Genomic DNA, 25,382 nt, shown 5'->3' on the forward strand with positions numbered 1-25,382 from the left:
TTAGGGTGGCCCATTGCCAATCACCACCCCGACCAGGAGCCCATCCTTTGACTCTCAAGGACAATCTGCACGCTTTTTTCAACCCCGGCGCCGTGGCCGTCATCGGGGCTTCCTCCACTCCCGGCAAGGTCGGCCACACCGTTGTGGCGAACATGCTCTCGGCCGGCTATACCGGCAAGCTTTTGCCTGTGAATCCCAAGGGCGGCGAAATCGAGGGGCTGCCGGTGGTCCCGGACATCGGCGACTTGCCGCGCGGCCTGGATTTGGCCGTCATTGCGGTCCCGCCCCGGTTCGTCGTCGAGGCCGTGCGCCAGCTCGGAGAGATCGGGGCCAAGTCGGCCATCGTCATCACCGCCGGATTCAAGGAAGCGGGCAAGGAAGGCTACGATCTCGAGCAGGAGCTCAAGGCGGTCTGCGAGAAGTATCGCATCAGCCTGCTCGGTCCCAATTGCTTGGGCATGATCAACGGCGCGGCCGGGGTCAACGCCTCGTTTGCGGCGGGCCTGCCCGGGCTTGGTTCCATCGCCTTCTTTTCCCAGTCCGGTGCCCTGTGCGTGGCCATCCTGGACTGGGCCCTTGGCGCGAACATCGGCTTTTCAAAATTCGTGTCCCTGGGCAACAAGGCGGTCCTGGACGAAGCGGACATGCTCGATTATCTCAACCGGGACGAGGCCACCAAAGTCATCCTCGGCTACATTGAAAACGTGGAGCACGGCGAGGCCTTTCTCAAGGAGGCCCGGCGGGCCAGCCTGAACAAGCCGGTGATCATGATCAAGGCGGGCACCACGGCGGCCGGGGCCAAGGCGGCCAGCTCCCATACCGGGGCCATCGCCGGATCGGACCAGAGCTACACGGCGGCCTTTCACCAGTCGGGGGTCATCCGGGTGGGCGACGTGGCCACCCTGTTCAACCTGGCCCAGGCCTTTTCCTCCCAACCCCTGCCCAAGGGGCCGAATCTTGCCGTGGTCACCAACGCGGGCGGCCCCGGCATCCTGGCCGCGGACGCGGCGGACCGCTCCCGGCTGTCCATGGCCGAGCTTTCCCCCCGGACCATCGAGAAACTGCAAGGTTTCCTTCCCAGCTACGCGGCCTTCTACAACCCTGTGGACATCGTGGCCGACGCCGACGCCAAGCGGTACCGGCAGACCCTGGATGTCGTCGGCGAGGACCCCATGGTCCATTCCATCCTCGTCCTGCTCACGCCCACGGCTTCGGTGGAGATCGACAAGGCCGCCGAGGCGGTCATCCGTACGGCCCGCAAGTGGGCCAAGCCGGTCTTTGCCTGTTTCATGGGCAAAACCAAGGTGGCCGGAGCCCGTAAGATGCTCATGGAGGCGGGCGTGCCGTGTTATGCCTTCCCTGAGCCTGCGGTCCATTCCATCGAGACCATGTATCAGTATTATTTGTGGAAGCATCGTCCCGAGCCCGAGTACGCCGAGGTCGAGCGGGACATGACGGCGGTGCGGCGGGTCATCGACGACCACCTGCGCCGCCGACAGGCCGAGGTGGTGGAATTCGAGGCCCGACATATCCTTCAGGCCTATGGGCTGCCCACTCCCCAAACCAGGCTGGCGCGCACCTCGGACGAGGCTGTGGCTGCCGCCGAGGAGATCGGCTATCCCGTGGTCCTCAAGATTGCCTCGCCGAACATTTCGCACAAGACCGACGTGGGCGGAGTCAAGGTCAATCTGCGAAGCGCCCGCGAGGTCCTGGATACCTTCAAGGAGATCACGGCCCGGGCACAGCGCATGCGCCGCGACGCCTACATAGCGGGCTGCCTGGTCCAGGAAATGGCCCCTCCGGGCGTGCGGGAAGTGATCATCGGGTTCAAGCGGGACGAGCAGTTCGGGCCCATGCTCATGTTCGGGCTGGGCGGGGTGTACGTGGAGATCCTGAAGGACATTTCCTTCAAGCTCGCGCCCCTGTCCAAGCAGGACGCCTTCGAGATCGTGCGCGAGATCAAATCCTACATGCTGCTCAAGGGACTCAAGGGCGACAAGCCCGTGAATTTCGCCGCGCTGGAGCGGATCATCATGGTCATGTCCAAGCTGGCCATGGACCTGCCCGAGGTGCTTGAGGCCGAATTCAATCCGGTCCTGGTCAACAACGAGCGGGCCATGGTGGCCGACGTGCGCATGACCCTGAGCGTGTAGGCTTTCCTATTTCTTCCTCAACTTGGTGACGGACTCGCCACCGATGCCCCAGTTGTCCGTGTCCACCTCGTCGATGATGACGAAGGTGGTCTTGGGGTTTTTGCCGAGCACGTCGGCCAGCAGGTCGGTCACACCTTGAATCAGCCGCTGTTTCTGTTCCGTGGTTGCGCCTTCGTTGGTGATGCGGATGTTCACGAACGGCATGGTTTACTCCTCGGCTCTGGTTCGGGGTTGCAGAGGCAGGGCCACGGTCACGGTGGTGCCGTGTTCCATGGACAAGTCCAGGTCGATGCGCCCGCCCATGACCTCGACCATGAGCCGGGCTGAATAGGTCCCGAGTCCTGTGCCGGTACGCTTTCCTGCCGTGGCGTATTTTTCGAAGAATTTGGCGCGCATGGACTCGGGCACGGGGGCGGGGTTGTGCACGGCGGCGAAAAATTCCCCGTCGGCGCGCAGGGATATGGAGACCGTGTCGCCGGGGCCGGACGCCTCAATGGCGTTTTTGAGCAGATTGGCCAGGATCGCATAGAGCAGATTGACCTCGGTGGAGATGGTCAGGGCGTCTTCCGGGCGCAGGGGACGTCCTCCGAAGGCGGTCTCCACGGCAACGCCCTTGGAGCGGGCCAGCTCGGACAGATCCTCCGTCAGTCGGCGGCACACGAACAGGACATCCACGTCGGCGGGCGTGTATTCATAGACGCCGGTCTCCATCCGGTAGAGGTCCAGGGACCGGCTGATCAGGTCCATGCCGGTGTTGGCGACCCGGCGCATGTCGTCGAGCATCTCCCGTTGTTCCGGGTCCAGGGTGGTGAAATTTTCCAGGTAGGTGATGCCGTTGAGCACCCCCAGCAGCGGGGTTTTGATGTCGTGGCGGGTGATTTGCTCCACGTCCTCGCGTAATTTTGCGGCTTGGCGCCGCGAGTGTTCCTTGGCGACTTCCTGGCGGATCAGGAGCAGGACCACGCCAAGCAGGGCGAAGCAGATGACGAAGGAGCCCACCGTGGCGTAGAGGTTGAAGCGCTCCAGTTGATGCATGGGCTCGGTCACGTCGAAGACCAGCTCAAAGGCCCCCATGAAGTTGTCGCCACGCATGACCGGTGCAAAAGCCGCCACGGTGTCTATGGCCGAGGGCCGTCCCTGGACAGGGTCGCTGCGCAGGATGTCGAGATGGGCGTATTGCCTGCCCTTGGCGATATGGTCCGTGAAGACCGGCTTGGTTTCCTTCGTGCCGATTTCGGCCGTGTCCGTGGAATAGAGGATTCGGCCGTCCGGGGCGAACACGCGGACCGCGAGCAGGCCGAAGTCCGTTTCCAGCCGGTAGACGTCGGCCAGGAACCGGGGAGTGTCGAGGATCGTTGGGCCCAGGGGGGTGTGTTTGATGGACGGAGGGATGGTCAATGCGGTAAGCCGCCGGGCCCCATCCTCGAAGGTGTCGACCATGATCCTGGTATAGCCGGGATAGATGACCAGGGCGTTGACCAAGGGCAGGCCCACGGCGCAGAGCATGGCCAGGATCAGGATGCCGAGCAGCGGGTAGCTACGAGGCATCCGGTGTCGGGCGAAGATCTGGTGAAGCAACCCATTGGGGATACGGGCAGTCTGGTCGTGTTTTTCGTCTGCGGCCATGTGCGGGAATCTCCTGAGGGAGGGAATGAAGCGTGGCGTGTTCTCGGAGGAAACATAACAGATGGCGGGAATCTGACAAGTTAATTTGAACGCCCTTTCACGCTGGCCGCCAAGCTCGGTTTCGGTCTGTTGCCTTGTTTGCTTTATCTTATATTCTATATGCAGGATGACTGTCTAGACCCAATGCGGACCGAGGGGGCCCGCCCGCCGGGATCGAAGATGCGGCGCACGGCCCGGACCGGGGAAAAGATCTTCCCGGCCGGGCCGTGTGGATATATGGGGCGTTGCGGTCCCGGGACCGTGTCGATGGTGGGGGCGCCGCGTGACCGTCTACAGGATGTAGCGCGACAGGTCGCGGTCCTCGACGACCTCGCCGAGTTGGGCCACGACGTAGTCGCGGTCGATGACCACCTTGTTGCCGGATTTGTCCGGGGCTTCGAAGGAAAGGTCGGCCAGGATCTTCTCCATGATGGTGTAGAGCCGACGTGCGCCGATGTTCTCGGTTTCCTCGTTGATCTTCTCGGCCATAGCGGAGATCTCCTCCAGCGCTTCGCGGGTGTAGTCCACCTCCACGCCTTCGGTCTTGAGCAGGGCCTTGTACTGCACGGTCAGGGCGTTTTTGGGCTCGGTCAGGATCTGGTAAAACTCCTCCTTGTGCAGGGAGGCCAGCTCTTCGCGCAGGGGGAAGCGGCCCTGGAGTTCGGGGATGAGGTCCGACGGCTTGGCGAAATGGAAGGCGCCTGCCGCGATGAACAGGATGTGGTCGGTCTTGACCATGCCGTACTTGGTGTTGACCACGCTGCCCTCGACGATGGGCAAAAGGTCGCGCTGGACGCCTTCGCGCGATACGTCTGCCGAGCCGCCGCCCGCCTGGTCGTGGCGCGAAGCGATCTTGTCCATCTCGTCGATGAACAGGATGCCTTGCTGCTCCACGCGTTCCCGGGCCAATTCGTTGACCGCGTCGGGGTCGATGAGCTTGTCGGCTTCCTCGTCGATGAGCAGTTGATAGGCGTCCTTGATCTTCATCTTGCGGGCCTTGCGTTTGCCCGGGAACATGTTGGAGAAGGCGTTTTGCAGGTTGGATCCCATCTCCTCCATGCCGGGGATGGCCATGATCTCGACGCTGGCGCCGCTTTGGACCGTGACCTGCATCTCCACTTCGCGTTCGTCCAATTGGCCCGCGCGGAACATCTGGCGGAACTTCTCGCGGGTATCGTCATCCTTGGGCGGCTCAATCTTTTCCACTTCGCCATCCTGCCCGCCCTGGAAAAAGCCCATGGGCCCGGAGGACTGCGGTTTTTTGCCCGGCAGGAGCAGGTCCAGCAGACGTTCTTCGGCGTTTTTCTCGGCTTTGATGCGGACCTTTTCGGTCTCTTCCTTGCGGACCATGTTCACGCCGATCTCCATGAGGTCGCGGATCATGGATTCCACGTCGCGGCCCACGTAGCCCACTTCGGTGAACTTGGTGGCCTCCACCTTGAAGAACGGGCAGTTGGTCAGTCGGGCCAGCCGCCGGGCGATCTCGGTCTTGCCCACGCCCGTGGGGCCCATCAGGATGATGTTCTTGGGCGCTATTTCGTCGCGCAGCTCCGGGTCGAGCTGCTGCCTGCGCCAGCGGTTGCGCATGGCGATGGCCACCATGCGTTTGGCCGCGTTCTGGCCGATGATGTATTTGTCCAGTTCCGATACGATTTCTCTGGGGGTCAGATTGCTCATGTGAATGCCTCCGGCGGCTTAAGAGCCTTTTGAAAAAGGTTCTTAAGAATCTCCAAAACTTTTTGTCGCACGCCTGTCGGCGTGGGAATGTTCTCGATTACATGGCGCGTCCTTCCGGGTACGCACCTTCCACGCCGCCATTTTTTTTTGCGTATCTCGTCCCTACCAGGCGGCGTGGCGCCAAAAAGCTTTGAAGGGAGAGCGCGCGTCTGCGTCTTGAACTACTTCGCCTGCGTCTCGATGGTGATGTGGTTGTTGGTGTAGACGCAGATGTCGGCGGCGATTTCCATGGCCTTGCGGGCGATGGTTTCCGCAGGAAGATCGGTGTTCTGCTGCAGGGCGCGGGCTGCGGCCAGGGCGTAGGACCCGCCCGAACCGATGGCGGCCACGCCGTCGTCGGGTTCGATGACGTCGCCGGTGCCGGAGATGATCAGGATGTGCTCGCCGTCGGCGACCAGCAACATGGCTTCGAGCTTGCGCAGGTATTTGTCCGTGCGCCAGTCCTTGGCCAGTTCCACGGCGGCCCGGAGCAGGTTGCCGGAGTAGGTTTCGAGCTTGGACTCGAACCGCTCGGACAAGGTGAATGCATCAGCGGTGGCTCCGGCGAAGCCGATGGTCACCTTGTCCTTGTAGATGCGCCGGACCTTGCGGGCCGTGTGCTTCATGGCCACGCTCTGGCCGAGGGTCACCTGGCCGTCGCCGGCCACGGCGGTGCCGTTTTCGTCCTTGACCGCTATGATGGTCGTTCCTCTGAGTTCCATGGATTCTCCTTACAGGATGTCTTCGGCGATGCGCGACCATGTGTGGAAGGCCGCCTCGCTGTACAGGACCATGACCGCCTCGCCAACCAGCTCCGTTTCGAGCCCCTGCCTCAGGGCAGCGAGCGCAATGCGCGCCGCGTCCTCGACCGGGTAGCCGTAGACGCCGCAGGAGATGGCCGGGAAGGCCAGGGTCTTTATGTCGTGTTGGTGGGCGAGCGCCATGCTGTTCCGGTAGGCGTTGCCGAGCAATTCGGGCTCGCGGTTTGCGCCGCCGCGCCAGATGGGCCCGACGGTGTGGATGATATGGCGTGCGGACAGGCCGAAACCGGGCGTGATGACCGCCTCGCCCGGGGGCAGGGAACCAATCTCGCGGATGATCTCCCGGCAGGCCGCCTGGAGGAGGTCGATGCCTGCGGCGCGGTGGATGGCCCCGTCCACGCCGCCGCCTCCGGCGAGTCTGGAGTTGGCCGCGTTGACGATGGCGTCCACGGACAGCCGGGTTATGTCGCCCTTGTGGACGGTGATTCGCCCGGGGCCTGCGCTCCATGATTTCTGCATGACGCTTTGGAAGGTAAGGCCTCTGGGCGGATTGGCAAGGGGGACGGCGTTTGAAAACCTTTCGGCAGCCGTTTGTTCGTGCTACATATGGATAATGACCAAGACCGAAACCATACTCCTGGTGGACGACCAGCCCGAGAACATCAGCATCATGATCGAGGCGCTGTCTTCCCGATACACCCTGTTGGCGGCCACCGACGGGGCCACGGCCCTGGAACGCGCGGCGGGCGAACCCAGGCCGGATCTTATCCTTTTGGATGTGATGATGCCGGGCATGAGCGGCCATGAGGTCTGCCGCAAGCTCAAGCACGACCCGGCCACCCGGGATATCCCGGTCATCTTCGTGACCTCGCTGGACGCGCCGGATGACGAGGCCCGGGGATTGGGCATCGGGGCCTCGGACTACATCGCCAAGCCCATCAGCCCGCCCGTGGTCCAGGCCAGGGTGCGGGCGCATCTCGATCTCAAGCGGGCCCGAGAGCAATTGCTGCATCAGAACGAAGCCCTGGAGGAGCGGGTCAGAGAACGGACCGCCGAGGTGATCCGGGCCCAGCGGGAGCGGGTGGAGAGCCTCAAGCATTTCGCCGACGCCATGGCGCATCAGATCCGCAACCCGGTCATGGCCATCGGCGGCATCGCCGGGCTGCTCATGCGCAAGGCCCCGGAGGGCAGCCCCTTGTCTTCCTATGCCGAGGCCGTGCGCGAGGACAGCCTGCGCCTGGAGAGTCTGGTGGGGGTGATCAGCGAGTACGTTTCCCTGTCCGCCGGGGAATTTCGCCAGGCCGAGGCGGCCGAGCTCATGGGAGCGGCCCTTAAGGGCGCGCAAGGGCTTGCGGCGTCAATGGGGCGGGAGCTTCTGGTGGATAGCGATTTGCAATCCGGCCGGGTCCAAGTGGATGAGCGCATCGTGGTCAAGGCCCTGAACGAAATCGTGGTCAACGCCCTGGAGTTCGCCCTGGAGGACCGTGTGCGACTGACCATCCGGGGCGGGCCGGGCCAGTTCGGCGAGGAACTGGCCGAGGCCGGGCTGACCGGTCCGGGGCGCATCCGTTACGGCATCCGCATCGAAGATGACGGGCCCGGCATCGACAAGGCGGTCCTGCCGTATGTGACCGATCCCTTTTTCTCCACCAAGGCGCAGGGCGCGGGCATGGGATTGACCAAGGTCAAGCGGGTTGTCTGCGACGAGCAAGGCGGCACTTTGCTGATCCTGTCGCCCGCGGGGGCGGGCGGCGCAGCGCGGCCCGGGACGGCGGTCATCTTGGACCTGCCCCTTGCCCGGGAGAAGGGCTAACGCGTCTTGGCGGGGCTCTGCAATTCCGCGGCGAGGGCGGCCTCTTCCTTGCTCTCGCCCTTCACTTCGGCGATGGCTTCGGCGTAGGCCAGGAACACGTCGTCGCGGTTGATCAGTCCGAGGATGTCCGAGGTGTCGGTCTCGGAGACCACCGGAATCTGGCCGTAGTCCGTGTTCACGAAGCGGAGCAGGGCCTGGTACAGGTCGTAGTCCGGGCGCACGTAGACCGGCCGGGACATGAGGTCGCGGACCACTACCAGCTCGTGCAGATCCTCCTCGAACATCCAATTGCGCACGTTGTGGATGGAGACCATGCCCACGTAAGTGCCGTCCTGGCTGCGTACCGGGAAGTAGAATTGGTCCGAGTGGGCGATGATGTCGGTCAGCGCTTTCAGGGTCGTTCCCTCTTCCAGGACGATGACGTCGCCCGGGTTGTAGAAGTCCGACACGTGCATCTGTTCGAGGACATTGATGGTCGCGTCCTCGGCGTGGGCCGGGGAATCGAATTTGTTTTCCACCTGGTGCTCGTAGAGCGAGTAGCCGCGGCCGAGCACAATGCACAGGGCCGAGGCGAGCATGAGCGGGGCGAGCAGGCCGTAACCCTGGGTCAGTTCGGTGACCATGATCAGCGGGCCGATGGGGGCGTTGGCCACGCCCGCGAAGAAGGCTGCCATGCCGACCAGGATGTACGCGCCGGGCTGAGTGACGATGTTCGGGAAGAAGTGGTGGCCGAATTTGCCCACCAGGCCGCCGGACATGCCGCCCACGAACAGGGCGGGCGCGAACATGCCGCCGGACATGCCCGAGCCGATGGTCACCGAGGTGGCCACGGTCTTGCCGATGATGATGTAGCACATGCCCAGGGCCGGAATTTGGCCGAGGATGGCCAGCTCCAGCCAGCCGTAGCCGCCGGACAGGATGCCGCCGGTGACCATGCCGTGGGTGGCGGTGTAGGGGTAGAGGATGCCGAGCAGGCCCATGGTCAGGCCGCCCAATCCCATGGACCAGACCAGGCCGATCTTCTCCTTGAGCGGGAAGAAAATATGATATTTTATGGTGTAGAAGGTCTTCACGTACAGCCAGCCCACTGCGGCGCAGACAAGGGCGAGCAGGGCATAGAATATCAGCTCCCGGGGGTCGTGAAAGCTGAAGCGCGGAATGCCGAAGATGGGCTCCGTGCCGTAAAAGAAAGTGAAGATGGAGTAGGAGACCACCGAACTCATGACCGAAGGCAGGATGGCCTCGGACTCGAAGTCCTCGCGGTAGATGACTTCGACCGCGGTCAGGGCGCCGCCGAGCGGAGCGCGGAAGATGGCACCCAGGCCGCCCGCCGCACCGGCCAGCAGGAGCATGCGCCGCTCCTTGGCGGACATGTTCAGGATCTTGGCCAGCCAGGCGCCGATGCCCGCGCCCATCTGGGTGATGGGGCCCTCGCGTCCGGCGGAGCCGCCCGAGGCGATGGTCAGGACCGAGCACAGCCCCTTGATGATGGCCACCCGGGCCTTGATGATGCCGCCGCTGTTGTGGAAGGCGTTGATGGTCGCGTCGGTGCCGTCGGTGCCGCCGTTGATGGTCTCGGGGATGAAGGTCTTGACCAGCCAGCCGGTGAGCAGGGCCGTGCCCGTGGTGAAGGCCGGGATGATCCATGGCCGGTACTGTCCGGCGGGGCCTTCGAAGATGCCCTCGCCCGCCGGGTCCGGAGAGACGATGCCGGCCAACTGGTGCTGGATGAGGAACTTGCCGCTCTCCACCAGCCAGAAGAAGCCCACGGCCACCAGACCGGACAGGGCACCGACGACCACGCCGATGACCAACCAGCGGAAGGAGGTCACGGTGCGGTAGGATTTGACGAAATCTTTCCAGTAACTGATCAGACGGGTAAACGGCATGGGACTCAGCGGACCTCCGCGCATCGGCCGAAGTTGGGGTGAGTCAATTTGATGGCCGCTTCGGGCTGGGCGAGGATGCGGCGGCCCAGTTCCACGTCCCTGGCGATGCGGTCCTTGAGTTCATCCAGGCTGTTGAATTTCTTTTCATCGCGGATGCGCTGCACGAAATGGACCCGGATTTCGTCTCCGTAAATATCGCCGGAAAAGTCGAGCAGGTGAGCCTCCACCGACAGGGCGTCGTTGCCGAAGGTCGGGTTCTTGCCAATGTTGGCCACACCCTCGTAGACGGCTTCGCCCGCCTCGGCCCAGATGGCGTAGACCCCGGGCTTGGGGAAGAGTTCGTCCACCAGCTTGAGGTTGGCCGTGGGGAAGCCGAGGAGCTTACCGCCCCGATTCATCCCGTGCACCACCTCGCCCTTGACCTGGTAGAACCGGCCGAGCAGGGGGCGTACCGCCCAGACGTGCCCCGCCTGGACGAGGTCGCGGATGCGGGTGGAGGAGACGACGGCGTTGTCGATGGTCACCGGGTCGAGCCGGTCCACGGTGAAGCCGTACTTTTCGCCCAGCGCGCACAGGGTTTCGAAATTCCCGGCCCGTCCCTTGCCCAGGTGGTAGTCGTAGCCGATGATCATGTCCTTCACGTTCAGCCCGTCCACCAGGTAGGTCTTGACGAATTGTTCGGGCGAGAGCCGGGCCATGTCCATGGTAAATTCGAGCAGCAGGCAGACCTGTGGGCCGAATTGGGAGATGATTTCCAGCTTCTGTTCGGTCAGGGTGATGAACGGCGGGGTGCGGTCGTTACGCAGCACCCGCAGTGGATGGGGATCGAAGGTCACGACAACGCTGACGAGATCCCGGGCCTTGGCCCGTTCGCAGGCCAGCTCGATGAGTTTTTGATGACCTTTGTGGACTCCGTCGAAATTGCCGATGGTCACGCATGACCCGGCAATGACGTCCCGGATGTCCTGTATGGTCCTTGCGACGATCATTGATTAGGGTGTTCCTGTTTGAAAAAAATGCAACCTACGCCAAAAGCCCCCGGTACACAAGGGCGGGCTATTTTCCGATTTCGGCGCGGGCCTTGATGATATCGTCCAGCTCCTTGAGCTGGTCCTTCTGCTCCTGGGTCTGGGCCACTTCCCGGGCCCGCTGCATGTGATCCCGGGCCTTGTCGAGGCGCATGGAGTAGACCCCGGCGTAGGCCAGGTGCAGGTTGCCCCCGAAGGTGTCGCCGGATTCGCCCAGGATCATGCCCAGGTGATGGTGGACTTCCCAGTCCTCGGGCACCAGTTCGTTGACCTTGCGCATGTTCTTCGCGGCCTCGGCGTATTGCTTGGCTTCGGCCTGGAGCCGGGCCAGGTAGAACAGGGCCATGGCATCGCCCGTGTCCATGATGGCCGCCTTCTGCAGCAGCCCCACGGCGCGGTCGGGCTGTCCTATCTTGAAGTAGAAAATGCCCGCTTCGCGGACCACCAGAGGGTCGTTCTTGGCCAGGGACAACGCCTTTTCGAAGGCCGTTTGGGCCTCGTCGATGCGCTTCAGGCGTTCCAAGGTGATGCCTCGCCCCACCCAATCCATGGGCGTGTATTCGCTCTGCTTCTTGTCGTCCCAGTAGGCCAAGGCCGTGCTGGCCGGGGACATGCGCGAGCGGATGAGCACCTGGACGCGGTTGAGCCGGGCGTTGTCGTCCTTGCGTTCGAGAAACGCCTTGGGCATGCGCGCGATGCGGTCGTTGAGATAGGTGATGCGATCCTCCGTGCCGGGGTGGGTGGACAGGTAGCTCGGCATGTTCGAGCTGTTGTCGTACCACTTGTTCTTGAGCATGATCTCGAAGGTCTGGGGCATGCCTTCGGGATTGTACCCGGCCTTGACCAGGGAGTTGAGCCCTACGTGGTCCGCCTCGCGCTCGTCTTCTTGGGAATAGTGCAGCATGGCCGCCGTGGCCGCTCCCTGGGAGCCGAACATCAGGGCCTGGCCCGCCTGGGCCGCGTTGCCGCCGCCTGCGGCCACCCCGAGCAGCACCCCGGCCAGCATGCCCGCCGTGGAAAGCAGGGTGACCTTCTTCTGTTTCTCGATGCGGCTGACCACGTGCCGCTGGGAAACGTGCGCCAATTCGTGGGCGATGACCCCGGCCAGTTGCGATTCGGTGGTTACCGACTGGATCAGGCCGGTGAATATGTAGATGTATCCGCCCGGGATGGCGAAGGCGTTGATCAGCGGATTGGCGATGACCGCGCTCTTGACGTGGAACGGCATGGGCCGTTTGCCCGTGACCACCCGAGCCACCACTTCGGCCACGTACTTGGTGATGTACGTGTCGCCGACCATGTTTTGCCGGGCGCGGATGATCTGGTCGAAATCGTGGCCCATCTTGTTCTCGTCCCGCAAGGTCATCTTGTCGCCGAACAGGTCGGCGCGGGCGGTCGCGGCCGGGGCCAGCACCAGCATCAGGGCGGCCAGAATTGCCGGGAATATGCCGAGTGGAGTACGCATGCGGAACATACTAACCATATCCGGGCCCAAAGCAACCTTCGGCCAACGGTTGCACAAAAAAAAGACCCCGCCGATCCAACGGCGAGGTCTTCGGGATGGCTGTTCCCTCGGGCTATGCGGGATCGCAACGCCCGGCGGGGCTATTTGCTCATCGAGTCCAGGAACTCGCGATTGTTCTTGGTGCCCTTCATCTTGCCGCGCAGAAACTCCATGGAGTCTATGGAGTTCATGGGGGAGAGGAGCTTGCGCAGGATCCACACGCGGTTGAGCACGTCTTCTTCCATGAGCAGCTCTTCCTTGCGGGTGCCGGAACGGTTGATGTCGATGGCGGGGTAGATGCGTTTGTCGGAAAGGTGGCGGTCGAGATAGAGCTCCATGTTGCCGGTGCCCTTGAATTCTTCGAAGATGACTTCATCCATGCGGGAGCCGGTGTCGATGAGCGCGGTGGATATGATGGTCAGGGAGCCGCCCTCCTCGATGTTGCGGGCCGCGCCGAAGAACCGTTTGGGCCGTTGCAGGGCGTTGGCGTCGATACCGCCGGAGAGCACGCGCCCCGAGGACGGGGTCACGGCGTTGTAGGCCCGGCCGAGGCGGGTGATGGAGTCGAGGAGAATAACCACGTCGCGCTTGCGTTCCACCAGCCGCTTGGCCTTTTCGATGACCATTTCGGCCACCTGTACGTGGCGGGTCGGCGGCTCGTCGAAGGTGGAGGAAACCACCTCGGCCTTGACCGTGCGCTGCATGTCGGTCACTTCCTCGGGCCGCTCGTCGATCAAGAGGACGATGAGGTCCACCTCGGGGTGGTTGGCGTTGATGGAGTTGGCGATGGTCTGGAGCATGATGGTCTTGCCGGTACGGGGCGGGGCCACGATCACGCCGCGCTGGCCCTTGCCGATGGGGGCGAGCAGGTCGATGATTCGGGCGGAGTAGTTGGACGCACCGTTTTCGAGCTTGAGCTGCTCCTCGGGGTAGAGAGGCGTGAGGTTGTCGAACAGGACCAGGTTCTTGGAGTGCTGCGGATCTTCGAAGCCGATTTCGGACACGCGCAACAGAGCGAAATATCGTTCCCCCTCCTTGGGCGGCCGGATCTGGCCCGAGACCACGTCACCCTTGCGCAGACCGAAACGACGGATCTGGGACGGGGATACGTAGATGTCGTCGGGCCCGGCCATGTAGCTGTACATGGGGGAGCGCAGGAAGCCGAAGCCGTCGGGCAGGATTTCCAGGACGCCTTCGCCGAATATCTGGCCATTTTGGGATGCGCATTGTTGCAGCAGGGCGAAGATGAGCTCCTGCTTGCGCATGGTGGACGGGTTTTCCACCTCGAAGGACATGGCCAGGTCGGTCAGGTCCTGCATGGATTTTTGCTTGAGTTCGGTGAGGTTCAGGCTGCCGCCGTTGCCGTTGGTCTCCGGCGCGGCCTTGACGGCCTTTTTGCGGGTGGTTTTTTTGGCGGGGCCTTTGGCTTTGCTTTCGGTGTCAGTCTTTTTGGTGACCATGTTGGGAAATTCTTGTTGAGGTTTTTGTAAGTATGTCAAATTGGGCGATGGGATATGATGGCGATGAAGCGGTGTTTGGACCGCGGCGGGCGTCGGACTCGGGATGTCGCGGATGAACCTTTCCGGCCGGACGGTTCGGGTGTGAGGAAACGGGAGCATACCTCTCGTTGAAGTTGCGCTAACAGCCTCGGGACGTCTTAAAAACCAAGTGGGAGTGGGATAATCTGAATGCCGCAAGGCGGCACAAGGAGGCAGTTACCTGAAACCGAGGGCCTTGACAAGCCCTGCTAGTCGTTTTTCTCCTGCGCGGCGATGACATCGGCGAACATCTCGTTGATGTCGTCCTTGATGGCCTCCTGATCGCGGCCCAGGGAATAGGCCAGCTCCATGGAGACCAGCCCCATGGCCTGTTCCAGCAGACGGCGCTCACCGAAGGACAATTCCTTGTCCTTGCCGATGAGGAAGAGCTCCTTGAGCACGTAGGCCACATCGGCCAGATCGCCGCTCTTGAGCTTTTCGGAATATTCACGGTAGCGCCGGTTCCAGTTCTGGCCGGTGTAGCCGGTGAATCCGGTACGGTCCTTGAGGGATTCGAAGATGGCCTGTCCAACTTCGGCCGGACAGACGCAACGGAGACCCACGTTCTCGGCATTAGCCACGGGGACCATGAGGGTAACGTTGTTGCTCAAGATCCGGACTATGTAAAAATCGGCCTTGACGCCGCCGATCTCCTGGGATTCGATACGCTCCACGCGCCCTACGCCCTGGGAGGGATACACAACCAATTCATCGACCTTGAACACGGGAACCTCAACTCTTGAAAAGACTACATTTTTATATGCGACAGAAAGACATTATACTGAAAAGGCCGAGAAGAGTCCACGATTACTCCGATTCTTCTTCCGGGATGGAAAATGAGTTGACGTGCTGCTGGGCAAAGCCCATGCCACGCCGGAAAAAAATGTCCAATCCCTTGGCCGCATGCCCGATGATTTGGGGCAGGAGTGACGCCGATTGCGGGTCGAACGGCTCCAGGACCCAGTCGGTGATGGGCTTGTACGCATCGCCCGGTCGGCCGATGCCCAGCCGCAACCGGCAGAAGTCGGGAGTGCCGAGGCGCTCCTGGATGGACTTGAGCCCGTTGTGCCCGTTGTCGCTGCCGCCCCGCTTGAATTTCATCCGGCCCACGGGCAGGTCCAGTTCGTCGTGGACGACCACCAAATCGGCGGGCTCGATGCCATGGCGCCCGCAGATGCGGCCCACGGCCTTGCCGGACAGGTTCATGTAGGTCAGCGGCTTGACCAGGAGGCGGAAGGCCCCGGCGAACTTGCATTGCCACAAGTCGTAGTCGCCGGATTCCTCGATCTTCTCCAGCCGCATGGACTTGCGTCCGTCCGCCATGTGCAGGAGATGGTCCACGAACATGAACCCGATGTTGTGCCGGGTGTTCGCGTATTCGGGACCGGGGTTGCCCAGCCCCACTATGGCGCCTTTAAAATCCATGGATCGAATCCGTTCTCCGCACGGCGACAACGTGCCGTGAAGAGGAGTCTATCAGTCTCTGCTCCGGGAAGCAAAAAAAATCCCGGAGCACGACATCGCGCTCCGGGATGTGGTATCTTGTGAATGGGCGGGGCTATTCGGCCTCGGTCTCTTCGGCGGCTTCTTCAGCGGCCTCGGCAGACTCTTCACCCTCTTCACCCTCTTCCTGCATGGCGGCGATGGACAGGACGGCGAAGTTTTCGTCGAAGACCGGGCTGACGCCCTCGGGGAAGGCGACGTCCTCGATGTGGACGTGGTCCATGATGTCCAGGTCGGTGACATCGATGACGATGGACTCGGGGATGTCCATGGGCTTGCAGATGACCTCGATGTGTTCGCGGTACTGTTCCAGCACGCCACCGAGTTTGACGCCCTTGGAGGAGCCGACGATTTCGAACGGGACGGCGACCTTGAGTTCCTTGGTCAGGTCCACGCCGAAGAAGTCCACATGCTCGGGCACGCCCTTGACCGGCTCGTTGCGCACGCGCCACAGCAGGGCGGGCATGGTTTCGGACTTGCCGCTGCGTTCCAGGACCAGCTCGAAGACTTGGGAGTTGCCCACGGCCGCGTAAGCCTTCTGCAGGGGAACCATCTCCACCTTGACCGGGATGTTGGCGCCCTTGGCGTCGTAGTAGATGCCCGGGACCATGCCGGTGGTGCGGAGGCGGCGGTTGGGGCCTTTGCCCAGCTCGGTCCGTTCCTGGACATTGAGTTTCAGCAGTTCTGCCATGATAGTTGCTCCTTGTTACGCCCTGGCCGTCCACTATGGACGGACGCTCGCGCTTTAAATGGTTGCGGCCGGATGCGGCCCGTATCTTACGTAAACAGAACGGACACGGAGGATTCCGTGTGCACGTTGTTGATTGCTTTGGCCAGCAGCGAGGCCACCGAGCGGACCTTGAGCTTGCTGCACTGGTCCCCCTTGTTGCCCAGGGGAATGGTGTCGGTGACGACCACTCCGGAGAAAGCCGACTCTTCCAGCCGCTGGCAGGCCGGACCGGACAGGACAGGATGGGTGGCGCAGGCGAGCACGTCCTTGGCTCCGTTCTCCATGATCACGTTGGCGGCGGCGCACATGGTGCCCGCAGTGTCGATCATGTCGTCGATGACCACGGCCACCTTGCCTTGGACGTCGCCGATGATGTGCATGGCCTTGGCCTGGTTGGGCGCGTCGCGGCGCTTGTCCACGATGGCCAGGGTGGCGCCCAGCCGCTTGGCGTAGGCCCGGGCGCGCTCGACGCCGCCCGCATCCGGGGAGATGATGACGAAATCGTCGTCCCGGTCGCGCAGGGATTCGATAAGCACGGGCGCGGCGAACAGGTTGTCCACGGGCACGTTGAAGAAGCCCTGGATCTGGCCGGCGTGCAGGTCGATGGTCACCAGCCGCTGCATGCCCGCAGTGGACAGCAGGTCGGCCACCATCTTGGCGGATATGGGCGCGCGGGGGACCACTTTACGGTCCTGGCGCGCGTAGCCGAAATAGGGAACCACGGCGGTCACGCGGGAGGCGGAGGCGCGCTTGAGCGCATCCAGCATCAGGCACAACTCCATGAGATGGAAGTTGACCGGGGAACAGGTGGGTTGGACCACGAAAACATCGTCGCCCCGAACGTTCTCTCCGATCTCAATGCGGATTTCGCCGTCGGAAAACCGCTCGCGCAGGACCGGCGATGCTTTGGTGCCGAGGTGCTCGCAAATGGCATCGGCCAGTTTGGGACTTGCGGACCCGCTGATGATTTTCAGTTCACCGTGCATAACTATCCTCTATGCAGTCGTGGTTAAATTCTGGCTGGGGCGGGAGGACTCGAACCCCCGAATGTCAGGACCAAAACCTGATGTCTTACCACTTGACGACGCCCCAGCAAAAAATGTCGATAAACGGCCGGTTGCTACGCGGGAATCAGACCCTCGCGCGGCGTGATACGCGGCGGTGCTGTTTCCCGCTTGCGCCCTGCGCTCGGCCGCTTCGCGACTCCTTTCGCCCCGCTCCGCATTGGGAGCGCCGTCTTGATCGCATGCGGTGCATGCGGTCCAGCCGGTTGCGGGCGTATCGGTCCGCGCGGCCTGCGCCTGTTTCGACCATCGACTTGCATCCCTTTCGGGGTGTCGCTTTCGGGAGGTGTCCCCTGCACGGCGGCGGGGGCGGCGACGTCGGTCTGGTCCGGCCTTTATCCGGTTTCGTGCCCGCTAGGGGCAGTCCACCTGAAAAATTTCAATTCCCTGCTTTTCGAGAGCCCGAGCTGCGGACGCGGCTGAATCCCTGTCCCGATATATGCCGAACAGGGAGGCTCCCGAGCCGCTCATGGCGGCGTGTTCGGCCCCGTGGGAGAGGAGCGTTTGCTTGATATCCAGCAGGGATGGATGCTCCTCAAAAACGACTTCCTCAAAGGCGTTCGTCATTTCCCGGGGCGAAACGGGAGATGGATTCTTAGTACCCCCCCTTTTTGATGTCAAGGATTCATAGGAGGGGACCGCGCCGTATTTTTCATCCCAGGCGCGGAAGGCCCAAGCCGTGTCCACATGAATCGCCGGGCAGGCCAGGAGCAATGTGGCTCCGGACAGATCCACTTCGGCCGGGCTCAGCGCCTCGCCGATGCCGCCCGCCCAAGCCGGGCCGTCCTGGAGAAAGAAAGGCACATCCGCGCCGAGTTGCGCGGCCAGTTTGATCATGTCCGCCATGGGCAGCGCCTTGTCGTCGGCCTCGCCGTTGAGCCACTTGAGCAGGGCGGCCGCATCCGAACTGCCGCCCCCCAGGCCCCCGCCCATGGGAATACGCTTGGTCAGGGCGACGAAGATGCCGGGCTTGAATCCCGAGACCTCGCCGAAGGCCTTCCAGGCTTTATAGAGGATATTGGAGGTGGTCTCCAGTTCCGGCCGTTCGGGGCAGCGGATGTAGAAATCGTCATCCGGGCCGGGCAGGACCTCAATGACGTCGCAGGGCACGGGCACCGGGTAGAAGAGGGTGCGCAATTCATGGTAGCCGTCGTCCCGCAGGCCGAGGATTTCCAGGTGCAGATTGATTTTGGCTGGGGCGAGGAGGGTGGCTGCTGGCATGACTAAAAAAAAGGGGGGCTCCCGAAAGAGCCCCCCGTTTGATCTGTGGTTATTTGTCCAGGGGCAGGGCCACGAAGCTGTTGCGTCCCTGGCGCTTGACCAGGAGCATGACCGCGCCGCGCTTTTCGGCGCTCTTGATCACGGTCTTGAGGTCGCCTACGGAGTTCACATCCTTCTGGTTGGCCTGAAGGACGACATCGCCCTGGCGGATTCCTTCTTCGCCGGCGGGTGTATTGGGATCGACGTTGACCACGAGCAGTCCCTGGGTCTTGTCCAGACCGAGGGCCTGGGCTTCCTGGTCGGTCAGCGGCTTAAGCGCCATACCGAGCACTGTGGCGGCCTGGCCCTGATCCTGGTGGTTCGGGGCCATGGCGGCCAGGGACTTCTCATTGCGCTGGCCCAGGGTGACGGTGCGGGTCACCTTTTCGCCGTTGCGCCAGAGCACGAGGTTGGCCTGCTCGCCGGGGGCGAGGCCCGCGATCTTCTTGAGCAGATCGTTATTGTCGTCGATCTTCTTGCCGTTGACCTCAAGGATCACATCGCCCTGCTTGACGCCGCCCTTATCGGCCGGAGCTCCCTTGCCCACGGTGGCGATCAGCGCGCCCACGGGTTCAGGCAGCCCCAGGGCCTTGGCCTGGGTCTCGCTGACCTGCTGGATGGTCACGCCAAGCCAGCCGCGCTGGGGGGCCTTGCCTTCCTTGAGCAGGGCAATGACCTTGGCGGCCTGGGTGGACGGGATGGCAAAGCCGATGTTTTCAGCGGCCGCGTTGATGGCGGTGTTGATGCCGATGACCTCGCCGTCCATGTCCAGGAGGGGGCCGCCGGAGTTGCCGGGGTTGATGGACGCGTCGGTCTGAAGGAAATTATCAAAGGGACCCGCACCGATGATGCGGTGCTTGGCCGAGATGATGCCCGCGGTGACCGTGTTGTCCAGGCCGAAGGGGTTGCCGATGGCCAGGACCCATTCGCCCACCTTGATGTCGTCGGAGTCGCCGAACTTCAGGGTCGGCAAGGAGTGGTCAGGCTTGATCTTGATGACGGCCAAGTCGGTTTCCTGGTCGGCGCCCACGACTTCGGCCGGGTATTCCTTTTTGTCGTCCTGGAAGCGTACGGTCACCTTGTCTGCGCCGTTGATGACGTGGTTGTTGGTGACGATGAGTCCGTCGGGCGAGATGACGAACCCGGAGCCTTGGCCGAGCATCTTGCGCGGCTGCTGTCCCTGCGGGCCGAAGAATTGGTCGAACCTCTTGAAAAACTCGTAGAACGGATGCCCTTCGGGGACCTGCTGCCGGAATTGCTCCATGGACGGAGCCTGTGTGGTTTTTTCCGTGGAGATGAAAACCACGGCCTTGCCCGCCTTGGCGGCCAGCTCGGTGAACACGGGCAGGTCGCGTGCCTGCGCCATAACCGGGACAGCCAGCACAAGAGTCAGGACAAGAGTGAGAAGTTGAGCCTTACGATTCATTTAATGCCTCCATACAAGGATGCGGAAAACAGGATGGCGGCTCGCACCGCCTTTCACCGTATATAGCCTTTTTTTTTCAGTTGTAAATAGTGTGCCCCTATTTGCACATGCATTTCTCCGGAGCCGGGCCTGCCGCCGTCCGCGCTCCCCCCCGTCGCGACGAACCCCTTGCCTTTTCACCCGTCGTCGGCTAGGAACGACTTCCCGGTACTTGCCGGAATAGGCCCCCATAGCTCAGGTGGATAGAGCACAGGATTCCTAATCCTGGTGCCGCGTGTTCGAATCGCGCTGGGGGCACCAAGCATATGAAAAACCCGCTTTCCTTGGAGAGCGGGTTTTTTGTTTTGTGTATCCGACCCATTCGCAGGATGGAGGATTGGGATCGCTCCGCCTCGGCTGACCGGGAAGGGGCTGTCGGGGCGCGTTGCACTTTCGGTGCGGGGTTATTCGATACAGGTGTTTTCGTCGGCTGGGACCGTGGGAAGGGTGAAGGTGAAGGTGCTGCCCCGGCCCAGGGTGGATTCCACGCAGATGGCGCCGCCGTAGTGCTCGACGATCTCCTTGCAGATGGCCAGGCCCAGGCCGGTGCCCTGTTCCTCGCTGCGCACGGTGTCGCCCAGGCGGGATTTGTGGAATTTTTCGAAGATGTAGTTGAGTTCGTCCTCGGGAATGCCCGAGCCGGTGTCGCCCACGGACACGGTCAGCGATTCGGCCTGCTCCCGCAGAGACACCGTGACGCGCCCCTGGCGGGTGAATTTGTAGGCATTGTTCAGCAGATTGATGAGCACCTGCTTGATCTTGTCCGGGTCGGCCTGGACGCGCCGGGCGGTTTCGGGCAGGACCGTGACCAATTGCACTCCCCTGGAGGAGTTGAAGCCGCCCGCCGCCGAGGCCACGGCTTCGCGGATCACCTGGGCCGGGTTCAGAAGGTCGTCATTCCAGCAGGCCTTGCCCGATTCAATGCGGTTGATGTCCAGGAAATCGTTGATCAGCCGGGTCAGCCGTTCGCCTTCGGTGTCGATGATCCCGAGGTTGGATTGGATGCGCTGCCCCTTGGCCGACAGTGTCTCGCCTTGAGCCAGGGGCAGGAAGTGTCGGGAGAAGTCCTTGGCGCAGAGCTTGGCGAAGCCCCGGATGGAGGTCAGTGGCGTGCGCAGTTCGTGGGACACCGACGAAACCATGGACGACTTGATTTCGTCCAGGGTCATGAGCCGCCGGTTGGCCTCCTCAAGCTCGACCTTGCGGGCCTCGATTTCAGCGGTGCGCTGCTCGACCTTGTCTTCCAGCTCCTCGTTGAGCCGGGTCAGGGCTTCCTCGATGGTCTTGCGTTCGATAGCCATGGCCACCTGCTCGGATACGGCGGTCAGGAAGAAAGCCGCTTCGGCGGAATACTGCCGGGGATTGGCGTAGTCCTGAACGGCCATGGCGCCGACCACGCGCTCTCCCTGTCGGAGCGGCACGCCCAGCCAGGCTGCGGGCGGTGTGCCGATGACGCCGATGGAGGCCAGCCGTTCCTCGATGCCTGGGTCGGCCTGGGAGAGGTGAAGGGGCGCGGCTGTCCGAAAGACGTGGATGGTCAGGCTACTCTGGCTCGGATCGCTGATGTTGGGGATGTCGAAATAGTCGTCCTTCTCGTCCTGGAAGTAGACGAAGCGGAGCATGTCCTCCTTCTCGTTCACCATGGCGATGAAGAAGTTCCTGGCCTCGATGACCTCCCCGATGATGGCGTGGATGGTCTGGTACAGGTCCTGGAGGTTGCGGGTGGTGTTGACCGCCGTGGAGATGGCGTACAGGGCGTGGGTGGTGCGTTCATTGAGCTTGCGGGCGGTGATGTCCTGCAGGAACCCCTCGAAGTAGGCCTCGTCGTTCTCGGCATTGCGCACCAGCCGGGTGTTGCCCGCAAGCCAGATGGGGCTGCCGTCCTTGCGGCGGCAGTGGTATTCGTGATTGGCCACTTCGCCTCGGGTGTAGATGCCTTCGATGAAGGCCTTGCGGTCGCCGGGATTCAGGAGCACCTCCGTGCCGATGTCCCCGACGTGGCTGATCAGATCCTTGGGGGAGTCGTAGCCAAGCATCCGGGCCAGGGCCGGGTTGACGTTCAGGAACCGGCCTTCCGGGGAGGCTTGGAAGATGCCGCTGCTGGCGTGTTCGATCATCAGCCGGAAGCGTTCCTCGCTCTCGCGCAGGGCGTCCTCGGCCTGCTTGCGCTGGGTGATGTCCGAGTGCGTGCCGGAAAGGCGGTATATCCTGCCGTTTTCATCCCGGGAGCTGGCCCCTCGGCCAAGGATCCAGCGGACGGAGCCATCCTTGTGGATCTGGCGGAACTCCACCTGAAATTGTTCGATCTTGCCCGCAATGCACTCTTTATTGGCGGCCATGGCCCGCTCCCGGTCGTCCGGATGAACACATTTCAGCCAAGAATCCACGGTGTTGGGAAATTCCTCTTCGGACTGGTAGCCCAGGATTTCCCGGTAGCGGGGGGAATAAAAGCATTCATTGCTGTCCAAGTACCAGTCCCAGAGGCCGTCGTTGGCGCCCCGGGTCATGAGTTGGTAGCGCTCCTCGCTCTTGCGCAGGGCGCGCAGGGCCTCGTCGCGCTCAGTCACGTCGATGAGGGAACAGACCCGGTCGGCGGTGCCGGGGACATTGCGGACGAACAGGTGGATGCGCCTGCGCTCGTTGTCGCGGGTCAGGAAGGTGAATTCGTAGTCGCTGGGCGGGATGTCGGTTTTCTTGATGCGGCGTTCCTGGAACAGGAGCAGCCGGTCCCGTTCGTCCGGCGGCACGAATGCCGTCCAGGCCATCTTGCCCTCGATGTCCTCGCGGGCATAGCCGGACATGAGGCAGAACTGCGAATTACAATTCTTGATGAGCGCGTCCCCGGACAGCAGGACCATGGCGGTGCCCGTGGTCTCGAACAGGGTGCGGTAGTGGCTTTCGCTGGAGCGCAGGGCGTTCTCCACCTGGCGGATTTCGGATACGTCGATGGCCACGCCGCGCAGGCCCACGATTTCTCCGTTCCGTCTCGCGGGTTGGGTGTAGGCCTTGATCGGCAGGATGGAGCCGTCCGCGCACACGGCCTTGTATTCCTCGTGCTCGAAATTCTCGCGGCTCAGGACGCGGGCGAAGTTGCGGCGGGCTCGGTGGATGGAGTCCGGGGAGATGATCGCGGACAGGGAAAGGCCCGCCTGGATGTCCGCCACGCTGTACCCGAAGGTCTTCAAGGCGTGCTTGTTGACGAAACGGAAGGTCTCGTTCAGGTCGAATTCGAAGATGAACAGGGGGAATTCGTCGGCGATGGGCAGCCACGCCTCGTTGCGCACGGTGTCGAGCCGCACGCGAAGCGTATCGAGCTCCGCGATAAGCTCTGATTTGGACTTACGTTCGTCGCCTTTCATGCGTTCTCCTGCGGGCCCGGTAAGTCTAGCGGGGAGACCGGAAAGAAGCAACGACAAAACGTCCCCCCGCCAGAGGAAAGCGGTTGCGCCTTCGCGCTGGACGGCCGGTTAACGAACCGGCTTGGGCTTGTGGCGCTGCGTGCGGGGCGGCTTGCCCGAGGGCTTCCATCCCTTTTTGGGGAAGCTGCGGCCCGGGGGCTTGCGCCGTGACTCGTCCCGGCTCACCAGGGGCGCGCTCTCATGGCTGTTGACCCGTTCCATGACGCGGTCGGCCTCGGCGGCCGGGAGCGTGAAAGTGGTCCTGTCGCCCTGGACGCGGACGTGCTGGATGGCCCACTGCTTGATGTGCGCAGCCGAGGCGATGAAGTCCACGAAACGCTTGGGGTTCATGCCGTGGGAACGGCCCAGGGCGCAGATCATGTCGGCCCGTCCCTGTCCGCCGGGGCCCACGGGGTCGATGCGGCGGTAGCCGGACTCGACCAGTTCCTCGCCGAAAGCGTTGCGCAGCAGAGCGGCGACTACCGCCTCGGCGGGCCGGTCGCGGAGCAATTCGCCGGCCATGGCCAGGTAGGCACTGTGGCCGTCCGCTTCCAGGATGGCTTCGAGTTCGGCCGCCACCTTGCGCTTCTTGGTATGGATGACGTCCTCGATGCGTGGCAGCGGTTCCTTGGCGATGTCGATGCCGCTGCTCTTGCTGATGTACATCAACTTGCGGAATTCGCTCGGCGCGATCAGGGTGATGGCCACGCCCTCCTTGCCCGCGCGGCCCGTGCGTCCGGTGCGGTGCACGAAAGTCTGCGGATCCTGGGGCAGGGCGAAGTTGACCACATGGGTCAGGTCCGGCACGTCGATGCCGCGTGCGGCCACGTCCGTGGCCACCAGGATGGTCGATTTGCGGTCGCGGAAGCCGTGCAGGATCTTTTCGCGTTGGGCCTGGTTCAGGTCGCCGTGGATGGGCTCGGCGGGGTAGCCGCGCTGGCCGAGCCGGGCGGCCACATGGTCGGCGTCGGCCTTGGTGCGCACGAAGACCAGGCCGTAGAAGTCCTGACGGGCGTCGATGACCCGGCACAGGGCCTCGAAGCGGTCCGAGTCGGCCATCTCGTGGAAGACATGGCGGGTCAGGGGCGCGTCCGAGACCTCGGGCTTGACCGTGAGCACGTCGAAGTCGCCCATGAATTCCTTGGCGATGCCCATGACCTCGCGGGCCATGGTGGCCGAGAACATGAGGGTGCGTCGGTCTTTGTTGGCCGAGGCCAGGATGGCCCGCACGTCGTCAACGAAACCCATGTTGCACATCTCGTCTGCTTCGTCGAGGATGAAATAGGTCAGCTCGTCGATGCGCAGGCTGCCGCGCTCCAGGTGATCCATGATCCGGCCTGGCGTGCCCACGACCACATCCACGCCGCGCTTCAGGGCCTTGAGCTGCATGTGAATGGCCTGGCCGCCGTATACCGGCAGTACGCGGATGCGCTTGTTCCCCTTGAGGGAGTCGATTTCCTCGGCCACCTGGATGGCCAGTTCGCGGGTGGGGGCCAGAATGAGCGATTGCACGTGGTGCGCCCCTTCCTGGGCCGCCTCGATGACGGGCAGGCCGAAGGCGGCGGTCTTGCCCGTGCCGGTCTGGGCCTGGCCCACGATGTCCCTTTGGCCGGAGAGCAGCCTGGGAATGGTCAGGGCCTGTATGGGGGTGGGAGCGGTGAACCCTTTTGCCGTGAGGGCGTCCAGGGTGGACCCGGAAAGCCCCAGTTCCTGGAAACTGGTCATGATGTGCCTTTGGTAAAACGTGAAAAACGGGTTTGTCGGACGGCGCACCACATGGCGACACCGCGCGGCCGGAGGTCTCGAAGGGGGAGAGGGAGAGGGGAGTCCGGGGGAAGGGGAAGGGGGGAGAGCGGTTTGCCTCCTCCATTCCCCTTCCCCCGGCCGCCGGGAGC

General features: G+C 63.0%; 19 protein-coding genes and 2 tRNA genes. 3 read left to right on the forward strand and 18 right to left on the reverse strand.

Annotated elements, in window-relative coordinates; translation table 11 throughout:
• The first annotated feature begins 47 nt into the window (after positions 1-47).
• Positions 48-2,153, forward strand: a complete 2,106-nt coding sequence (locus J0909_RS11485) for an acetate--CoA ligase family protein (RefSeq protein ID WP_207262992.1) — start codon at positions 48-50, stop codon at positions 2,151-2,153.
• Between the two features lie 6 nt (positions 2,154-2,159).
• Here the strand turns inward: J0909_RS11485 and J0909_RS11490 are convergent, their stop codons facing one another.
• The 5 genes from J0909_RS11490 to J0909_RS11510 form a co-directional block, all read right to left on the reverse strand.
• The gene (locus J0909_RS11490) at positions 2,160-2,357 is read right to left on the reverse strand and encodes a 2-hydroxymuconate tautomerase family protein (RefSeq protein ID WP_207262994.1); all 198 of its coding nucleotides are present in this window, start codon (positions 2,355-2,357) and stop codon (positions 2,160-2,162) included.
• 3 nt (positions 2,358-2,360) lie between these two features.
• Positions 2,361-3,779 (reverse strand): sensor histidine kinase, encoded by a 1,419-nt coding sequence (locus tag J0909_RS11495; protein WP_207262996.1) that lies wholly within the window; start codon positions 3,777-3,779, stop codon positions 2,361-2,363.
• Between the two features lie 330 nt (positions 3,780-4,109).
• A complete protein-coding gene (gene hslU / locus J0909_RS11500; protein WP_286181964.1) occupies positions 4,110-5,495 on the reverse strand; it encodes an ATP-dependent protease ATPase subunit HslU in 1,386 nt (461 codons plus the stop codon).
• A gap of 221 nt (positions 5,496-5,716) precedes the next feature.
• Entirely contained in the window at positions 5,717-6,256 is a 540-nt protein-coding gene (gene hslV, locus J0909_RS11505) for an ATP-dependent protease subunit HslV (protein WP_207262998.1), read from the reverse strand.
• A gap of 9 nt (positions 6,257-6,265) precedes the next feature.
• Positions 6,266-6,814, reverse strand: a complete 549-nt coding sequence (locus J0909_RS11510) for an O-acetyl-ADP-ribose deacetylase (protein ID WP_207263000.1) — start codon at positions 6,812-6,814, stop codon at positions 6,266-6,268.
• A gap of 94 nt (positions 6,815-6,908) precedes the next feature.
• Here J0909_RS11510 and J0909_RS11515 point away from each other — a divergent pair, with 94 nt between their 5' ends.
• Positions 6,909-8,108 carry an ATP-binding response regulator gene (locus tag J0909_RS11515; RefSeq protein WP_207263002.1) on the forward strand — a complete coding sequence of 400 codons (1,200 nt, stop codon included), beginning with the start codon at positions 6,909-6,911 and terminating at the stop codon, positions 8,106-8,108.
• Here J0909_RS11515 and J0909_RS11520 read toward each other — a convergent pair.
• The 11 genes from J0909_RS11520 to J0909_RS11570 all read right to left on the reverse strand — a co-directional run bounded on the left by J0909_RS11520 (position 8,105) and on the right by J0909_RS11570 (position 20,050).
• Entirely contained in the window at positions 8,105-9,997 is a 1,893-nt protein-coding gene (locus J0909_RS11520; protein ID WP_286181965.1) for a chloride channel protein, read from the reverse strand. The two genes, J0909_RS11515 and J0909_RS11520, sit on opposite strands and share 4 nt — an antisense overlap.
• A 5-nt stretch (positions 9,998-10,002) precedes the next feature.
• Positions 10,003-10,986, reverse strand: coding sequence for a bifunctional riboflavin kinase/FAD synthetase (locus J0909_RS11525; RefSeq protein ID WP_207263006.1), 984 nt, complete (start codon positions 10,984-10,986; stop codon positions 10,003-10,005).
• A gap of 67 nt (positions 10,987-11,053) precedes the next feature.
• A complete protein-coding gene (locus J0909_RS11530) occupies positions 11,054-12,490 on the reverse strand; it encodes a M48 family metallopeptidase (protein ID WP_207263008.1) in 1,437 nt (478 codons plus the stop codon).
• A 140-nt stretch (positions 12,491-12,630) separates the two neighbouring features.
• Positions 12,631-13,989, reverse strand: a complete 1,359-nt coding sequence (rho, locus tag J0909_RS11535) for a transcription termination factor Rho (RefSeq protein ID WP_207263010.1) — start codon at positions 13,987-13,989, stop codon at positions 12,631-12,633.
• A gap of 287 nt (positions 13,990-14,276) precedes the next feature.
• Positions 14,277-14,792 (reverse strand): CarD family transcriptional regulator, encoded by a 516-nt coding sequence (locus tag J0909_RS11540; protein ID WP_207263012.1) that lies wholly within the window; start codon positions 14,790-14,792, stop codon positions 14,277-14,279.
• A gap of 82 nt (positions 14,793-14,874) precedes the next feature.
• Complete coding sequence (pth, locus tag J0909_RS11545) at positions 14,875-15,492, reverse strand: aminoacyl-tRNA hydrolase (protein WP_207263014.1); 618 nt, start codon at positions 15,490-15,492, stop codon at positions 14,875-14,877.
• 133 nt (positions 15,493-15,625) lie between these two features.
• Positions 15,626-16,261, reverse strand: coding sequence for a 50S ribosomal protein L25 (locus J0909_RS11550; protein WP_207263015.1), 636 nt, complete (start codon positions 16,259-16,261; stop codon positions 15,626-15,628).
• An 86-nt stretch (positions 16,262-16,347) separates the two neighbouring features.
• Entirely contained in the window at positions 16,348-17,286 is a 939-nt protein-coding gene (locus J0909_RS11555) for a ribose-phosphate diphosphokinase (protein ID WP_207263016.1), read from the reverse strand.
• A 31-nt stretch (positions 17,287-17,317) separates the two neighbouring features.
• Positions 17,318-17,392: transfer RNA gene (locus J0909_RS11560), tRNA-Gln, on the reverse strand.
• A 326-nt stretch (positions 17,393-17,718) separates the two neighbouring features.
• Positions 17,719-18,585, reverse strand: coding sequence for a 4-(cytidine 5'-diphospho)-2-C-methyl-D-erythritol kinase (gene ispE, locus J0909_RS11565; RefSeq protein ID WP_207263017.1), 867 nt, complete (start codon positions 18,583-18,585; stop codon positions 17,719-17,721).
• Between the two features lie 49 nt (positions 18,586-18,634).
• Entirely contained in the window at positions 18,635-20,050 is a 1,416-nt protein-coding gene (locus J0909_RS11570; RefSeq protein ID WP_207263018.1) for a Do family serine endopeptidase, read from the reverse strand.
• A gap of 223 nt (positions 20,051-20,273) precedes the next feature.
• Between J0909_RS11570 and J0909_RS11575 the strand changes: the two genes are divergently transcribed.
• Positions 20,274-20,350: transfer RNA gene (locus tag J0909_RS11575), tRNA-Arg, on the forward strand.
• 143 nt (positions 20,351-20,493) lie between these two features.
• Here J0909_RS11575 and J0909_RS11580 read toward each other — a convergent pair.
• Both J0909_RS11580 and J0909_RS11585 read right to left on the reverse strand, forming a co-directional pair.
• Positions 20,494-23,448, reverse strand: coding sequence for a sensor histidine kinase (locus tag J0909_RS11580; protein WP_207263019.1), 2,955 nt, complete (start codon positions 23,446-23,448; stop codon positions 20,494-20,496).
• A gap of 108 nt (positions 23,449-23,556) precedes the next feature.
• The gene (locus J0909_RS11585; RefSeq protein WP_207263020.1) at positions 23,557-25,212 is read right to left on the reverse strand and encodes a DEAD/DEAH box helicase; all 1,656 of its coding nucleotides are present in this window, start codon (positions 25,210-25,212) and stop codon (positions 23,557-23,559) included.
• Between the last annotated feature and the right edge of the window lie 170 nt (positions 25,213-25,382).

It is taken from the genome of Desulfovibrio sp. Huiquan2017, assembly GCF_017351175.1.
Lineage (GTDB): Bacteria > Desulfobacterota > Desulfovibrionia > Desulfovibrionales > Desulfovibrionaceae > Pseudodesulfovibrio.

What these genes read in the sequence shown, in the direction of transcription:
- J0909_RS11490 (WP_207262994.1), bottom strand. Translation starts at nt 2,357, where the DNA reads ATGCCGTTCGTGAACATCCGCATCACCAACGAAGGCGCAACCACGGAA.
- J0909_RS11495 (WP_207262996.1), bottom strand. Translation starts at nt 3,779, where the DNA reads ATGGCCGCAGACGAAAAACACGACCAGACTGCCCGTATCCCCAATGGG.
- hslU (WP_286181964.1), bottom strand. Translation starts at nt 5,495, where the DNA reads ATGAGCAATCTGACCCCCAGAGAAATCGTATCGGAACTGGACAAATAC.
- hslV (WP_207262998.1), bottom strand. Translation starts at nt 6,256, where the DNA reads ATGGAACTCAGAGGAACGACCATCATAGCGGTCAAGGACGAAAACGGC.
- J0909_RS11510 (WP_207263000.1), bottom strand. Translation starts at nt 6,814, where the DNA reads ATGCAGAAATCATGGAGCGCAGGCCCCGGGCGAATCACCGTCCACAAG.
- J0909_RS11515 (WP_207263002.1), top strand. Translation starts at nt 6,909, where the DNA reads ATGACCAAGACCGAAACCATACTCCTGGTGGACGACCAGCCCGAGAAC.
- J0909_RS11520 (WP_286181965.1), bottom strand. Translation starts at nt 9,997, where the DNA reads ATGCCGTTTACCCGTCTGATCAGTTACTGGAAAGATTTCGTCAAATCC.
- J0909_RS11525 (WP_207263006.1), bottom strand. Translation starts at nt 10,986, where the DNA reads ATGATCGTCGCAAGGACCATACAGGACATCCGGGACGTCATTGCCGGG.
- J0909_RS11530 (WP_207263008.1), bottom strand. Translation starts at nt 12,490, where the DNA reads ATGCGTACTCCACTCGGCATATTCCCGGCAATTCTGGCCGCCCTGATG.
- rho (WP_207263010.1), bottom strand. Translation starts at nt 13,989, where the DNA reads ATGGTCACCAAAAAGACTGACACCGAAAGCAAAGCCAAAGGCCCCGCC.
- pth (WP_207263014.1), bottom strand. Translation starts at nt 15,492, where the DNA reads ATGGATTTTAAAGGCGCCATAGTGGGGCTGGGCAACCCCGGTCCCGAA.
- J0909_RS11550 (WP_207263015.1), bottom strand. Translation starts at nt 16,261, where the DNA reads ATGGCAGAACTGCTGAAACTCAATGTCCAGGAACGGACCGAGCTGGGC.
- J0909_RS11555 (WP_207263016.1), bottom strand. Translation starts at nt 17,286, where the DNA reads ATGCACGGTGAACTGAAAATCATCAGCGGGTCCGCAAGTCCCAAACTG.
- ispE (WP_207263017.1), bottom strand. Translation starts at nt 18,585, where the DNA reads ATGCCAGCAGCCACCCTCCTCGCCCCAGCCAAAATCAATCTGCACCTG.
- J0909_RS11570 (WP_207263018.1), bottom strand. Translation starts at nt 20,050, where the DNA reads ATGAATCGTAAGGCTCAACTTCTCACTCTTGTCCTGACTCTTGTGCTG.
- J0909_RS11580 (WP_207263019.1), bottom strand. Translation starts at nt 23,448, where the DNA reads ATGAAAGGCGACGAACGTAAGTCCAAATCAGAGCTTATCGCGGAGCTC.
- J0909_RS11585 (WP_207263020.1), bottom strand. Translation starts at nt 25,212, where the DNA reads ATGACCAGTTTCCAGGAACTGGGGCTTTCCGGGTCCACCCTGGACGCC.